Source organism: Lutibacter aestuarii (assembly GCF_042676885.1).
Taxonomy (GTDB): Bacteria; Bacteroidota; Bacteroidia; order Flavobacteriales; family Flavobacteriaceae; genus Lutibacter; species Lutibacter aestuarii.
Genome location: NZ_JBHTIC010000008.1, coordinates 392,293 through 406,143 on the forward strand (window position 1 = coordinate 392,293; position 13,851 = coordinate 406,143).

At 29.4% G+C, this 13,851-nt stretch carries 14 protein-coding genes; 13 read left to right on the forward strand and 1 reads right to left on the reverse strand.

Annotation, left to right across the window (positions count from 1 at the left end; translation table 11 throughout):
- Nucleotides 1-3: 3 nt before the first annotated feature.
- Nucleotides 4-405, reverse strand: a complete 402-nt coding sequence (locus ACFQZW_RS09310) for an HU family DNA-binding protein (RefSeq protein ID WP_298262592.1) — start codon at nucleotides 403-405, stop codon at nucleotides 4-6.
- A gap of 546 nt (nucleotides 406-951) precedes the next feature.
- Between ACFQZW_RS09310 and ACFQZW_RS09315 the strand changes: the two genes are divergently transcribed.
- The 13 genes from ACFQZW_RS09315 (at nucleotide 952) to ACFQZW_RS09375 (ending at nucleotide 13,833) form a co-directional block, all read left to right on the forward strand.
- The gene (locus tag ACFQZW_RS09315) at nucleotides 952-1,566 is read left to right on the forward strand and encodes a hypothetical protein (RefSeq protein WP_386782579.1); all 615 of its coding nucleotides are present in this window, start codon (nucleotides 952-954) and stop codon (nucleotides 1,564-1,566) included.
- Between the two features lie 1,219 nt (nucleotides 1,567-2,785).
- Nucleotides 2,786-3,367, forward strand: coding sequence for a carboxypeptidase-like regulatory domain-containing protein (locus ACFQZW_RS09320; protein ID WP_386782581.1), 582 nt, complete (start codon nucleotides 2,786-2,788; stop codon nucleotides 3,365-3,367).
- A gap of 165 nt (nucleotides 3,368-3,532) precedes the next feature.
- Nucleotides 3,533-4,162 (forward strand): FEKKY domain-containing protein, encoded by a 630-nt coding sequence (locus tag ACFQZW_RS09325; RefSeq protein ID WP_386782583.1) that lies wholly within the window; start codon nucleotides 3,533-3,535, stop codon nucleotides 4,160-4,162.
- Between the two features lie 240 nt (nucleotides 4,163-4,402).
- Complete coding sequence (locus ACFQZW_RS09330; RefSeq protein ID WP_147862714.1) at nucleotides 4,403-5,068, forward strand: hypothetical protein; 666 nt, start codon at nucleotides 4,403-4,405, stop codon at nucleotides 5,066-5,068.
- Nucleotides 5,069-5,302: 234 nt separating this feature from the next.
- Nucleotides 5,303-5,821 (forward strand): hypothetical protein, encoded by a 519-nt coding sequence (locus ACFQZW_RS09335; RefSeq protein ID WP_386782586.1) that lies wholly within the window; start codon nucleotides 5,303-5,305, stop codon nucleotides 5,819-5,821.
- A 184-nt stretch (nucleotides 5,822-6,005) separates the two neighbouring features.
- Nucleotides 6,006-6,587, forward strand: coding sequence for a DUF998 domain-containing protein (locus ACFQZW_RS09340; RefSeq protein WP_386782588.1), 582 nt, complete (start codon nucleotides 6,006-6,008; stop codon nucleotides 6,585-6,587).
- A 513-nt stretch (nucleotides 6,588-7,100) separates the two neighbouring features.
- Nucleotides 7,101-7,427: a helix-turn-helix domain-containing protein gene (locus tag ACFQZW_RS09345; protein WP_386782590.1), complete on the forward strand. Its 327-nt coding sequence runs from the start codon at nucleotides 7,101-7,103 to the stop codon at nucleotides 7,425-7,427.
- A 3-nt stretch (nucleotides 7,428-7,430) separates the two neighbouring features.
- On the forward strand, nucleotides 7,431-8,345 hold the full coding sequence (locus tag ACFQZW_RS09350; RefSeq protein WP_386782592.1) for a DNA-methyltransferase: 915 nt from the start codon (nucleotides 7,431-7,433) through the stop codon (nucleotides 8,343-8,345).
- Entirely contained in the window at nucleotides 8,326-11,079 is a 2,754-nt protein-coding gene (locus ACFQZW_RS09355) for an HsdM family class I SAM-dependent methyltransferase (RefSeq protein WP_386782594.1), read from the forward strand. Before ACFQZW_RS09350 ends, ACFQZW_RS09355 begins: the two co-directional genes overlap by 20 nt.
- A 3-nt stretch (nucleotides 11,080-11,082) precedes the next feature.
- Nucleotides 11,083-11,388, forward strand: a complete 306-nt coding sequence (locus tag ACFQZW_RS09360) for a restriction system modified-DNA reader domain-containing protein (RefSeq protein ID WP_386782596.1) — start codon at nucleotides 11,083-11,085, stop codon at nucleotides 11,386-11,388.
- Nucleotides 11,389-11,634: 246 nt separating this feature from the next.
- Complete coding sequence (locus ACFQZW_RS09365; RefSeq protein ID WP_386782598.1) at nucleotides 11,635-12,258, forward strand: hypothetical protein; 624 nt, start codon at nucleotides 11,635-11,637, stop codon at nucleotides 12,256-12,258.
- A 322-nt stretch (nucleotides 12,259-12,580) separates the two neighbouring features.
- Nucleotides 12,581-12,970 (forward strand): helix-turn-helix domain-containing protein, encoded by a 390-nt coding sequence (locus tag ACFQZW_RS09370; protein WP_386782600.1) that lies wholly within the window; start codon nucleotides 12,581-12,583, stop codon nucleotides 12,968-12,970.
- A gap of 14 nt (nucleotides 12,971-12,984) precedes the next feature.
- Nucleotides 12,985-13,833 (forward strand): IS3 family transposase, encoded by an 849-nt coding sequence (locus tag ACFQZW_RS09375; protein WP_386783057.1) that lies wholly within the window; start codon nucleotides 12,985-12,987, stop codon nucleotides 13,831-13,833.
- Nucleotides 13,834-13,851 lie beyond the last annotated feature (18 nt).

Genomic DNA, 13,851 nt, shown 5'->3' on the forward strand with positions numbered 1-13,851 from the left:
TAATTACTTACTTCTACTTCCTTCTTTATAAGTAGTTATTCCCCTTTTGAGCCAACGTTTTAAAACAACTGAAGGTTGGAAATTTAGATGATATTTTTGGATATTACGCTTAGGTGTTAAATTAGCTGGATTAGGGTCAGCTTTACATTTAAACCCTATTTTAAACTTTCCAATATTTTCTAAATCAACAATTTTACCATCTTCTAAATGAAATTGTAATTTTTCACCCAAAGCATACAGCACCATTTTTACATCAACTTTACTTAAAGTACACTCGTTACTAATTTGGTAACTTATTTGATCTAGATCAACAACACCAGTACTAACTGCCTGCATAATATATTGAGGGGCTTTATTATTAGCAATGGTATTGCTTCTTTTAGTAATTCGATAGCGTATAGGCATACTATTTAGGTATTTTGTTAATAAAAAATAGCCATACTACTTTTAAACAAGTAGTATTTACTTTAACTTTGAATTCTCTAATTAAAAGTAAACTTCACAGAATTACAAATTTATTGTACTATTTTTTTAAATATTTTGTAGTATTTTTATTAAATTAAACTAATATTTTTTATAATTTATACTAGTATTTTTAATAAAAAACTCTTTAACTTTAACAAAGTTTTACCGCTAAAGTGACAAAAATAATACGTATAAATAACAAATTTACTATACACTAAATTATACTTTAACTATGGTTTTTTTATAGTTATTTATAATTAAATTTATTTTACTTAGATTTTACTTTAGTTTTAATTAATCTATTCAATTATTTTTTTTAAATTTGATACAACATATAAAAATTGCGTTTATACTTATAATATTACTAAAATTACCACAAAAAGTTTTGTTTTTTTAATTATTAAAAAGTAATAAAAACTACGGTTATCCGGAAACTATAAGTTATAAACGTTAATAAATAGAATGATATAACAAGTTGCCCACAATATGAAAAAAACGATATTACTACTATTAACAATACTTCTGACTTCTTGTAATTCCAATTCTCAAGAAATAAAAGACAATGGGAAAATTGAAAACGGAATTTACTCTTGTAACCGATTTGATTGGGAAATAAAAATTCCAAACGGATACGAAATAAGAACTGTAAAAGATGAACAGGACTTGGAAGAAGTCGGATATGAAACTATGAAAGATAAAGTGCCTGATGGAATGACAGTTCGCAAAAATCGACCATATTTGGTTGGATTTGGAATTGACGAAAGAAATTACTTTTCTGCTTCATTTGAACCACTCGAAGGAACAAAAAAAATGACATTGCTTGAACATCAAAAATTCGTTGCTAAATTAATAGCGGACTCTTATTCCACTCTAAACGGAATTAAATTTAATGAAGAATTAGAAAATAAGAAAATTGGTGAATATGATTTCTATATTATCAAAGAACAACTTTATAATGAAAAGACAAATGAACTTTTATTGACACAATTGATTTACAATACATATGTGAAAAATCATTTATTTAGCGTATCAATAAATTATTCAACTGAACAATCTGGAAAAACAATGATTGAGAATTTTGAACAATCATTAACCGAATAAAATACTGTGGGCAACAACGTGTATAAAAAATTGCTACATTAGTGCTTAATCAAAAGTCGTTGCTGTTTTGTTACATCTGATTTTCCTTCGGAAAATCCTCGCACACAAAAACGCAACTTTCCATACACAAACACGTTAACCACAACAGGGCAAAACGACTGAAATAGTTGTTTATGAATAAGTTGATTAACAAATTAAAATTAAGTTCTTTAAGTTAAATTGTGCGATTTCAATCCTTTTTTGGGAACTAAACGCAAGAAAAATATAGTTTTTTAAGAAACTAAAAACTAGGCTGAAAAATGAATAGTTTAAATGAATAATTCGTTGGCGTTCTGACTCGTTCTTTTCCAAAAAAGGCGTAGTTACAAATCTTAAACTACCAACCTAAATGCAATGAAATTGATTTTGTGTTTAGATTCTGATTTGCTTAATCAATGCTGAAAAGAGGATTTAAATACTTTTCGCTGGCATTCTGATTCGGTTGGTTTTGGAGTAGATATCTAAGGCTTGTTTTTGCCTAAAGTTGGGTGCTGCCCTACTGTGGCTAACAATGCACATAAAAAATTGCTTAATTATCTAAAATAGAATGTTTCTAAAACAAAAAAATACTAAATTTAAAACTTGAAAAATTGCACCTTAAAATCCGCAACTTTTCATGTACCAAACCGTTAACCACAACAGGGTAAAACGATTTAGTTAGTTATGAATGAGTTGATTAACAAATAAAAATTAAGTTCTTTAAGTTAAATTGTGCTATTTCAATCCTTTTTTGGGAACTAAACGCAAGAAAAATATAGTTTTTTAACAAACTAAAAACTAGGTTGAAAAATGAAAAGTTTAAATGAATAATTCGTTTGCGTTCTGACTCGTTCTTTTCCAAAAAAGGCGTAGTTACAAATCTTAAACTACCAACCTAAATGCAATGAAATTGATTTTGTATTTAGATTCTGATTTGCTTAATCAATGCTGAAAAGAGGATTTAAATACTTTTCGCTGGCATTCTGGTCCGGTTGGTTTTGGAGTAGATATGTAAGACTAGTTTTTGCCTAAAGTTGGGTGCTGCCCTACTATGGCTAACAATGCACATAAAAAATTGCTTAATTTTCTAAAATAGAATGTTTCTAAAATAAAAAAATACTAAATTTAAAACTTGAAAAATTGCTAATCAAAATCGCAACTTTTCATGTACCAAACCGTTGTAGCACATTACCGAAAAAATATGAAAAAGGTTTTAATCATTCTATTTATTTTATTTTCGACAAATTCATTTTCTCAAAAATGGAGTTTAAATAAGGTAGATAAAAACAAAGAGTTTGGATATGAATACTTATTTTCATTTCAAAATGAGAATGATAAAAATGAATTTATCAAGACAAAAAACGACAACAATAAAAAAAGTCAAATAATCGGAAAAATTCTTGATAAATCAAACAATCCAATTAGCGGAGTAGTGAATATTTCATCAAAAACCATCAAATTTTCAAAAGATATTCAAACAAATTTTAACGGAGAATTTTCAGCAGATCTAGATCCAGGAGAATATAAATTGGAAATAAATTACATTGGTTTTGACAAATTCGTGACAGAATTTTCTATAAATGAGAAAAACACTATAGAATTTAAGATTAAACTTGGATTAAGTTCAGAATTAAGGATTTATGAGATAAATTCAAAAAATGAATTATCTGATAAAGAGATTAATCAAATAATAAAATGTGTAGAAAAAAATAAAGAATTGAGAAATTTTAGTACTGAGAAATGTTCTGATAAATTGAGATATAAAGTTATGATTCAAATATGATAAAAAACGTGCTACAACAACTCATAAAATTTATGCTTACATTTAAACTAAATAACGAACCGACAAACATTCAACAAACGATTTGCTACGTCCGAAAAATCTCCGATTTTCCAGTCGCACAAATCTTATAAAAGCCCGTTGTAAAACATTAAAGACAAAAATTCTATGAAAAAACTAACCTTGATTTTAATTGTAATTTTTAACATTAATTCTACCATTGCTTCCGAGAAAAAAATCGTTGCTAATGTTATATTTAAAAACTTTACGAATGAAAAATTTACTTCAGGAGAATTTAAAATATTTGAAACTGGAGAAACTTTTCAGATTAATTTTATGGAAAACTTCACAGTTGAATTACCTGAAAAAGGAAAATATCAATTCTCATTTTACTCAAATGAGTACATTTCTTACGTTTATTATCCTGTAAAAATTACCGAAAAGAAAAATATAATTACCATTAGATTAACAGAACTAAAATCGAGTAATTTTAAATATGAAAATTTGAGTTTCTATGATTACGCAGATTTAAAAATGAGTGACCAAGTAATTCTTGAAAAAATTAACAATAAAAAACTTAATTTTATAATTCACGGAATTAATAACAATACGCCTGAAAATTATTCAGAATTTATGGAAAAATTTGGAATTGGATTTAAAACTGAGAATTGTATAGTTGACCCGATTTCATTTAAAAAAGCAACCGAAAATAACAAGAGAATTATTGAATATTTGAATAAAACTTATGGAAATGATTGGAAAAATGAATTACCGATAAAACCATTTGGATTTAAATAAACGTTTTACAACACTTCATATAATTTATGCTTAAATTTGAACTAGTACAAACGACAAACATACAACAAACGATTTGCTACAACCGAAAAATCTCCGATTTTCCAGTCGCACAAATCATATAAAAACACGTTGTAAAACATTTACCTAAACCAAGAGGCTATTTCACTAAATCGAAAAAACTGATTACTAAATTGATTTTTTTAAAAGCACAAAACGAATAAATTTGAATAAACAGCTATTATGCAATTGAAGGCAATTTTAATTTTGACAATTCTTTTAATCAGTAAAAACCTTTACTCTCAAGAAAATAATAGAGAAAAAATCTTCTTTACATCTGATAGTCTATCTTTTATCCATTTATTTTCAAATCAAAAATTTGGTTTTATTTCATACAAAGGAGATTCACCATTATCATATTATAACGATAAAAATCAAATAAAAGGACATATAGATGGACCATATTTTATAATCAATGAATTTGGTTCAGGAGAATATTCGATTCAAAACAAAAAAATTCAATTGAATTTCATTAAGCCGAAACACCCAATTGACAGCATTTCAATAAAAGAATCTGAAAACTTAACTGATTCCATAAAAATCAAAATATCTTTCAAATCCTATGTGAATTCTAAAAACAATGACGGAATTGGAATTGGAAGTACTATAAAATCAAAGGATAGTTTAATCAACATAAATACGATGTTTGAAAGCTTCACAACATTTGGAGTTAAAAAAAATGAACTTCCTTTAAAATTAACAATTAATGAAAAGTATGATTTAGAAATAGTAAGTGACAAGAATCATAATATTACTCTTTTTGTAAATGATTTTAAAAAATTTACGACTGACAATATTGAAAACAAAGTATTTGAATTAAATACTTTAACTGAACAAACGAATGAATAAAAAACGTTTTACAACAATGTATAACCGCAATTACGGCGGATTCGACTACGTCCGAATCCACTCGGAATTGCTAACGTCTGTGCTAAACCGAAAAATTTGCGTACTTTAACCCGTAACTGACGGTTATACGAGACCGTTGTAAGCAATTTGACGCAACCAAATGCTGATTTTAGTATCTAAAAAAGAAATACCGAAATGAAAAAAATAACTCTTCTACTAGCAATAATCGGAATTATGTTTTCGTGTTCAAGTGACGATTCCGAACCAGATACAAGAGAATTTGTTCCAGGAGAAGTATCTGTTGGAATAAAAAGCGGAACTAATATAAATGATTTGTTTGAATTTATTAATCTATTTGACCATCAAGTTGATAACGTGAACTCATTAACCTTTACGTCAAATTTGCAATCAGATAACTTACAATACGTTTTGGATTTTCTTAATGACAAAACTTATACAAATGACGGAGTTAATTGGTTTGTAACAGGATATTTACATTATCAAACAAATGAAATAACTATCTTTCCAAGGCTTTTCGGAATGGAAAATATTGCCTATCAAACTGACTGGCTTAATTCAATGAACGAATTAGAGTTGAACGAAAAACACAATTCAGAATTGAATAGCGGAATTATTCGATTTTATGTTCCTGTTGGTCAAGAAATAGAATGGAGAAACCAATTTACAAGTTATGATATCGTAGATTGGGCTGAACTAAATTATATTGCAGATATTGAACCAAATACGAATTAAAAAAACTGCTTACAACAACGTGTATAATTCATTGCTAGTACTCGCCTACTTACGAAAATCCTCGCGGATTTTCTATTCGGTTTGTATTTGCTAAATTAGTTGCTTAAACACGCAACGAAATCATACACCAGACCGTTGCAATTAATGGCGGAGAATCAAAACGATAGTTTAAATTCAAATAAATATGAAAGATAAAATCTTTGTGAAATTGGGATTTATAATTCCATTTATCTTTTGGACTACAACAATTATTTGTGGCTATATTTTTACCGATTATAATCATTTAACAAATATTGTAAGTGCATTAGGAGAAATTGGAACAAAGTCTCAATTTATATTTACAACTGGATTAGTTTTAAGTGCAGTTTTAAGTGTCTTTTTTATAATTGGACTATTAAAGATATGTAAGAAAAATGGACTTAATAAATTTCCAATTCTAATAATTTTGACTTTTACATTTTCAATTGCTGGAGCAGGGTTATTTCCATTGCCACTTAGATTACACGGAATATTAGGTTCTCCATCAATATTATTATTTCTTTCACCATTTTTTAGTATTATTTTATGGAAAGTAGAGAAAATTCCCAATATTAGAATATTTGCAACTCTGTCAATTTTAATAATGTCTTTAGGTTTTTTAGCTTTCTTTCCTAATATTTTAAGTTCATATCCAGGATTGAAACAACGTTTTTTTCATTTAGGTTGGTCAATTTGGTTTATTTATTTAAGTAGTGAATTTTCTAAACTCAATGAAAATGAAATTTAAAGTTGACTGATTTTGAGCAAAAGGAGAAATTGAGAGTTAAAACGTAAAAACTGAGTTGAACGGAAAACGAAAAAAGATAAATTAGATAAAACTGAAAATATATTTGATTTTTATAATCACAACGGATTTGAGAATTGACACGTAAAATTAATTGAATCGGATGAAATTTGAACAAAATAGAATAATTCTAACAAAAGCCACTCAATTGCAACAATGCGCATAAAAAATTGCTAAATTCTAACTAATTTGATATTTAAAACAAATAAAAAAACTATTTTTAAACAACGGAAAATTGTGTTTTCAAAACCCGCACTTTTCATGCTCTAAACCGTTGTACACAAGCCGACAAAAGAAAAACCAACCGCACGTAAAAGCACATTTGGTTTTTCCAACCGCATAAGCCCACACTCAAAAAACCAAAAGAGCTTTTACTTCCCTCCACCACCCGAATTGGAAATCACAAAATATTTATTATATTTGTCAAATACTGACAAGTCTAAATATTCAAGTCAAATGAAACAATCTTTCGGAGAATACATCAGACATTTACGCACAAAAAACGAACTTACTTTGACCCAACTAGGAGCTAAACTAGATTTAGATTCTGCAAATTTGAGTAAAATTGAAAACGGCAAAAGGGATTTTGACGAAAAACGTTTAACTCTTCTTGCTCAAGTTTTCGATTTAAATCTAGAAGAATTAAAAACAGAATTTTTTGGAGACTTATTTGCAAAAAAACTATACGAAAGTAGTTCTTCCACAGATGCACTTGTTGTTGCAGAAGAAAAAGTTAAATATTTGCGTCAAATTAATGCTAAACAAGAAAGCCTCAAATTTTAAAATATGCCAAACAATTTAAACAAATACCTAAACAAGGTAATTCAAGGCGATTGCCTCGAAGAAATGAAGGGAATTCCAAGTAAAAGTATAGATATGATTTTATGCGATTTACCTTATGGAACAACTCAAAACAAATGGGATTCAGTTATAGACCTAGGTAAACTTTGGACTGAATATTATAGAATAATTAAAGACAACGGAGCAATTGTACTTACTTCTCAGGGTGTTTTTACTGCAAAACTAATATTGAGTAATGAAAAGCATTTCAAGTATAAAATTGTTTGGATAAAATCTAAAGCAACAAATTTCTTGAATGCTAAAAAACAACCGCTGAGAAAACACGAAGATATTTGCGTTTTTTATAAAAAACAACCAAACTACGATCCTCAAATGACAGAAGGCGAAGCATATGACAAAGGATTCAGAAAAGACCAATTAACAGGTAGCTATGGAGACTTCAAATCAAATCACGTAAAAAGTAATGGAAATAGATATCCAACAGATGTGATTGCATATGAAGAGCAAACTATTGAAGATTTTGTCTATGTTAAAACAGCAGAATCAGAAGGGAAAGTTTATCATCCAACCCAAAAACCTATTGAGCTAGGTAGATATTTGATTAGAACTTTCACGAAACCTGGAGATGTAGTTCTTGATAATGCCTGTGGAAGTGGTAGTTTTTTACTTTCTGCTATTTTGGAAAATAGACAATTCATTGGTATAGAAAAAAATGAAGATGTTTTATTACATAAAGTAGATGAAGTAGATTACATCCAAGTATGTGCGGACAGAATACAAGAAACTTTAAAAAGAAAAGAAGTAGAAAAATCTACTTTACGTCTATTTAATGAACCAATAGCAAAATATCATACATTAAACTATAACAACAAAATTCTCAATGGCGAAAGTTACTTATAACGAAAGAAGTTGGGCTATTGATGTTATTAGTTCAATCGAGGTTTTCTTGGCAAATAAGAGCTGGCATTTTAAAGGAGCTGGAGGAGAAAGTACTATAAGTAATAACAAGAAAAGTCTATTTCCTGATGTATTATTATTTAAAGACCTTACTAAAGATATAATTGTGCAAGGTTGGGAGTTAAAAATGCCTGATACTCAAATAAATGATGCAGAACTTATAAGGAACGCAATAAAAAAGGCAAAAATATTAAAAAGAGATAGTTTTCTTTTATGGAATGTAAAAAGCGCTGTTTTATATATTAGAAATGGTGATAACTTTAAAATTCACAAAAGTTGGAATGACATAAATATAAATTCTCGCCTTGAAGTAAAACCTAACGAACAACTCTGGAAAGATTTATTGTTTGAAATTCTTGCTGACTTAAATGGCTTTTTTGAATCTGGGGAAATTTCAGAAGTCACTTCACAAGAAATATTATCTATTGATGAAGTAATTGATGTTGTATTAGAAAATACTACCAATACAGCAGAAACACTAAAAGCCAAAGCGAGAACTACTCGCCTATTGGATGCAGAAATCAATCTTTGGTGGAATTCATCTTCAAATGAATATGGTTTTACTTCAAGTCAAACTGAACATAAACTACCTACTTTGTCGATGGTAGTTTTAACAGATTGGGTTTTCAAAATAATTTTTGCTCATATATTAAAAAAGCATTTTAACGAAGCTAAAGAAATTGAAAACATTGAACGTTCAACTTCTATAGTTGATGCAATGGAAATCCTAACATCTATTTCCCAAAAATGTAATTTCTGGAATATTTTCAGTCCAAACCTTGGACAGCAATTTATTTCGGAAACAGCTTGGAACGAACTGACAGAACTAAATCACTTCCTATCTACTGTAAATATTGAAGCTATTGAAATTGAAATTCTTCATCAATTACTTCAAAGTACAGTTGCAACAGCCAAAAGAAAGGTTGCAGGTCAATTTTCTACACCTAAAAAATTAGCAGATTTATTAACTCGCCTAACTATTGATGACAAAACAAAAATAGTAATTGACCCTTGTTGCGGAACAGGTACAATTATAAAACAAGCCTATGAATTAAAAGAAGAATATGAAATAAATTCGAATGATATTCTTAATACCATTTGGGCTTCCGACAAACATTCGTTTCCTATTCAACTTTCGACATTAACAATGGCTAAACCTTCAAATATTGGAAGAATAGTCAACGTTTTTGGCTCTGATGTAATTGAACTAAATCAAGGAGACACTATAGAGTTTCAAAATCCAAATAATGGAGAAATAGTAGAAAAAGAATTCCCAACAGTAGATTATGTTGTTTCTAATTTGCCATTCATTAAGAGTAAGGAAATGAAAGTTTTGAATCCACATATAGTGGATATTAACGATTGGATAAAAGAAGAAGCAGAGACAACAGAAACATTAAGTGGCAAAAGCGATATTTTTGCATACATCCCTTTTTATCTTCATCAATTGTTATCTGAGAATGGTAAAATTGGACTCATTTTATCAAATGCTTGGTTGGGTACTGATTATGGCGAAAAATTTCTAGAACTTTTTCAAAAATTCTTCAAAATAGATTTCGTAGTAATCTCTGGAAAAGGAAAGTGGTTTGATAACGCAGATGTTGTAACTACAATATTAGTTGCTTCAAAAAAAGACCCAAAGACAGCAACACCAGAAGCAAGCGAAATATCTTTTTGCACTTTGAAAGAAGAGTTAGAGGCAATTGATGATATGAAGACATTGAGCGATAATATATTTATCAATACAGAATCTGAAAATCTAACCATCAATAGATATTCTCTTGCACAAATAAAAACTTTTGAAAATTTTGGAATTCCTTGGTCTGGATATTTTTCTAATCTTAGTTGGGTTAATAGTGTTAAAGACAGTTTTATAAATACTAGCGAAATTTTCCATTTCACACGAGGAGAAAGACGTGGATGGAATCCTATGTTTTATCCTGCGTCAGGACACAATATCGAGCAAGAATATATCAAGCCAGTCCTTAAACATTTGAGAGGCACTACAAATTTAGAATGCGTTTCAAATGCAGAAGCTTTTTGCTGTTCTAGAAGTATTGAAGAATTAGAAAACTTAGGACATAATGGAGCGATAGCTTGGATTAATTCATTTGAAAATCAACGAAATGGAACTAATAGACCTTTACCTGAAGTTTTGGCAAAACCTAATATGCATTGGTATGAAATGTCAACCGAAAATATGGCTGACTTTGTAGCTAATGTAAATTATGACAAGAGTTTGTTCATTGCAAAATTTGAAAATCGCTCGTTTATCGACCAAAGAATGATAGGTTTTTCAGTAAAAGACCAATATCAACAGGAAAATAAAACATTATACCTAGCACTTCTAAATAGTACTGTAAGTCTATTTTTAATTGAAAGTTTTGGATTTGGTCGTGGTTTAGGAGCATTAGATTTAAGAGCTACTAAATTCGAAAGAGACTTTAAAATTTTGAATCCTAACATTTTGACAGCTGACCAAAAGTTACAGATTATAGAATTGTTTAGACCAATTATGCAACGAAACAGATTACCACTTGAACAGGAATTGGAATCAGCAGACAGAATTACTTTTGAAAATGCCTTAATGGAAATATATGGAATTTCAGAATATTACGAACCAATTAAGAATTCTTTAAAGCAATTGTATCGAATTCGTTTTGCAGTAAAAGATTAGAATATGGCTTACGAAGAAATACCAGACATAACCTTAAAAATGATTATAAACGCTGGAATTATTAAAAGCGGAACTAAGGTCTATTCATCACCTAATAATGAAATTATTGGCACTCTAGATAAAGAAGGAGCAATAACATTTGAAATCGATAATAAAATGAAAACTTTTCCTTTTCCAAGTGGAGCAGGAAGAGCAATAACGAAAACCAGTATAAACGGATGGAAATATTGGCGAATTTTAGACAATGGAATTTATAATGAATTGAGATATTACAAGGAAAAATATAAATTAGCTCTAGACAAACGGTAAAAAACAGATATCGCCTATAAGAAACATAAAAGTAACAATAAGGAAAACAAAAAGAACGTTAAGGAACGTAACAAAAGCGATAAGGAGTGTATCAAAAGCTTTAAGGAATTGAAAAAGAGCCTTAAGGAACACACCAAAAGCTATAAGGAACAGGCAATCATCCGAAAGGAGTTCGCAATAAATAAATTAATAACAAAAAAAAATTGCATTATGGCAACAAAAAGAACACTATCTGAGGCGGAAGCCTTGGAACAGTACAGAGTATCATTTGAAAACGTTGAAAAACAAACAGAAATAGCCACCATTATGGCAGAGTTTGGATACGATGAAACATTGTTAACAGAAGGAAAAACCTTATTAACAAAAACCCGAACAGCCTTCGACTTCAACAAAAAGGAAGACGATGAAACCACAGAGGCTTATAAAAACTTCACAGAATTAAAAGAAAATTTAGCAAAAACTTACGGACTTCACCGAAAAAAGGGTAAAGTAATCTTTAGAAAAGAGCCAACAACATTGAGTAAATTAGCACTTACCGGAAGTTTGCCAACTGCCTATATAAAATGGTTGGAGACAGTCAAGAAATTTTACACCGTTGCAACGACAGACACTGATATTCAAGCAAAATTGGCAAGATTAAAGATAACAACAGAGGAAATAAACGGAACAATTCAGCTAATATCTAATTTAGAATTAGCCAGAGCCGAGTATTTACGAGAAAAAGGTGAAAGTCAAGATGCAACAAAACTGAAAGATTCAGCATTCGGAGAAATTGACGACTGGATGAGTGAGTTTTATGCAGTGGCAAAGATTGCATTAGAAGACAATCCACAACTTTTAGAATCATTAGGAAAATTTGTACGAAGTTAAGTTTCCCAAGAGTAAGCACATTGGCAAACTCGCACGAGCCACGCTCCGCCAAAAGTTTGCCAAAGAGCTTACAACATTCAATAAGGTTGATACATTCAACTACCAACGATAAAAAAGGCCAGTGTACAACAACGCATATAACAAATTGCTTAATTGTAATTAATACAAAAATTTTAGTACATTTAAACTTATAAATAAACAACGGAAAATTGCGATTTAAAACCCGCAACTTGCCATATTCAAGCCCGTTGTATGTAATTCCCCACGATGTACTTTCCTGAAATAGGTTGACTAAAAGTTAGACAACTTAAACAACGAAAGTATGAAAGAACAAAAAGTACCCTGTCGAAAAAAATCCTATGAGAAAATAGGTTTCGATTTAAAATTACTCATTATTGACCAAATCCAAAATGGACGTATTTCAATAAATTATGCTGCTAAAAAATACAATGTTTCTAGATCTTCTATTGACTATTGGTTAAAAAAATATAGTACTTTAGAGCAAAAGAAATTAGGAATGAGTAAAAAAGACGAAATTAAAAAATTGAAAGAAAGAATTGAAGAACTAGAGTTTGTAAAAGACTTTCAGCAAGATATAATTGCGGATATGGAACTAATTACTGGTGTGGATTTATCAAAAAAGTCATTGCCCAAAACATTAGCCGACGAGATTCAAAAAAAGAAACAAAACCGTTTAAAAGAAAATGGTTAATCGAGTGTTTTGGGATTAGCAAACAAGCCTTCTATAAGCGCTTAAAATCTCATCAAAATAAAATAAGTCAGGAACAGATATTACTTGAGTTAGTACAAGATTGTCGTAAACAAATTGGACTTAGAACTGGAGGTATTAAACTGTATCATTTACTTAAAAATCAAATGGAACAGCATCAAATACAGATGGGAAGAGATAAGTTTTATCGTTTTTTAAAACATTACAACTTACTGGTTCCTAAAACTAAACGTCATTTTATAACCACAAATTCTAAACATCAATTTTATAAACATAAAAATCTAGTTAAAGACAAAGCACCTACAAGAGCTGAACAGCTTTGGGTAAGCGACATAACCTATATTAAAACTCAAAAAGGACATAGTTACTTGGCCTTGGTAACCGATGCGTATTCTAAGCAAATTATGGGCTACAAAATAGCTTCACATATGAAAGTATCATTATGTACAGATGCGCTTAAAATGGCTATTAAAAATCGTAAATACCCACATCAAAAACTAATTCATCACTCGGATAGAGGTATTCAATACTGTAATCCAGCTTATACTGAGTTTGTGGAACAAAACGGTCTATCACTTAGTATGACAGAACAATACGATCCTTATGAAAATGCTGTAGCCGAAAGAATGAACAGAACTTTAAAATATGAATATGGTTTGAAACAACAAATAAAAAATACTAACTTAGCTAAAAAGATTGTAAAACGTGCTGTGAATATTTATAACAATCTTAGACCGCATTTAAGTTTAGATTTATTGACTCCAAATCAAGTGCATTTAAATCAAAATACAAACTATAAATGTTATCGAAGAAATAAACAAAATTTACAGTATCTGACTATTTAAGAAAAAAATAATTAACAA

Coding starts and splice junctions, on each gene's coding strand:
- ACFQZW_RS09330 (WP_147862714.1), top strand. CDS start 4,403: ATGCAATTGAAGGCAATTTTAATTTTGACAATTCTTTTAATCAGTAAA.
- ACFQZW_RS09350 (WP_386782592.1), top strand. CDS start 7,431: ATGCCAAACAATTTAAACAAATACCTAAACAAGGTAATTCAAGGCGAT.
- ACFQZW_RS09335 (WP_386782586.1), top strand. CDS start 5,303: ATGTTTTCGTGTTCAAGTGACGATTCCGAACCAGATACAAGAGAATTT.
- ACFQZW_RS09370 (WP_386782600.1), top strand. CDS start 12,581: ATGAAAGAACAAAAAGTACCCTGTCGAAAAAAATCCTATGAGAAAATA.
- ACFQZW_RS09315 (WP_386782579.1), top strand. CDS start 952: ATGAAAAAAACGATATTACTACTATTAACAATACTTCTGACTTCTTGT.
- ACFQZW_RS09345 (WP_386782590.1), top strand. CDS start 7,101: ATGAAACAATCTTTCGGAGAATACATCAGACATTTACGCACAAAAAAC.
- ACFQZW_RS09340 (WP_386782588.1), top strand. CDS start 6,006: ATGAAAGATAAAATCTTTGTGAAATTGGGATTTATAATTCCATTTATC.
- ACFQZW_RS09310 (WP_298262592.1), bottom strand. CDS start 405: ATGCCTATACGCTATCGAATTACTAAAAGAAGCAATACCATTGCTAAT.
- ACFQZW_RS09360 (WP_386782596.1), top strand. CDS start 11,083: ATGGCTTACGAAGAAATACCAGACATAACCTTAAAAATGATTATAAAC.
- ACFQZW_RS09325 (WP_386782583.1), top strand. CDS start 3,533: ATGAAAAAACTAACCTTGATTTTAATTGTAATTTTTAACATTAATTCT.
- ACFQZW_RS09355 (WP_386782594.1), top strand. CDS start 8,326: ATGGCGAAAGTTACTTATAACGAAAGAAGTTGGGCTATTGATGTTATT.
- ACFQZW_RS09320 (WP_386782581.1), top strand. CDS start 2,786: ATGAAAAAGGTTTTAATCATTCTATTTATTTTATTTTCGACAAATTCA.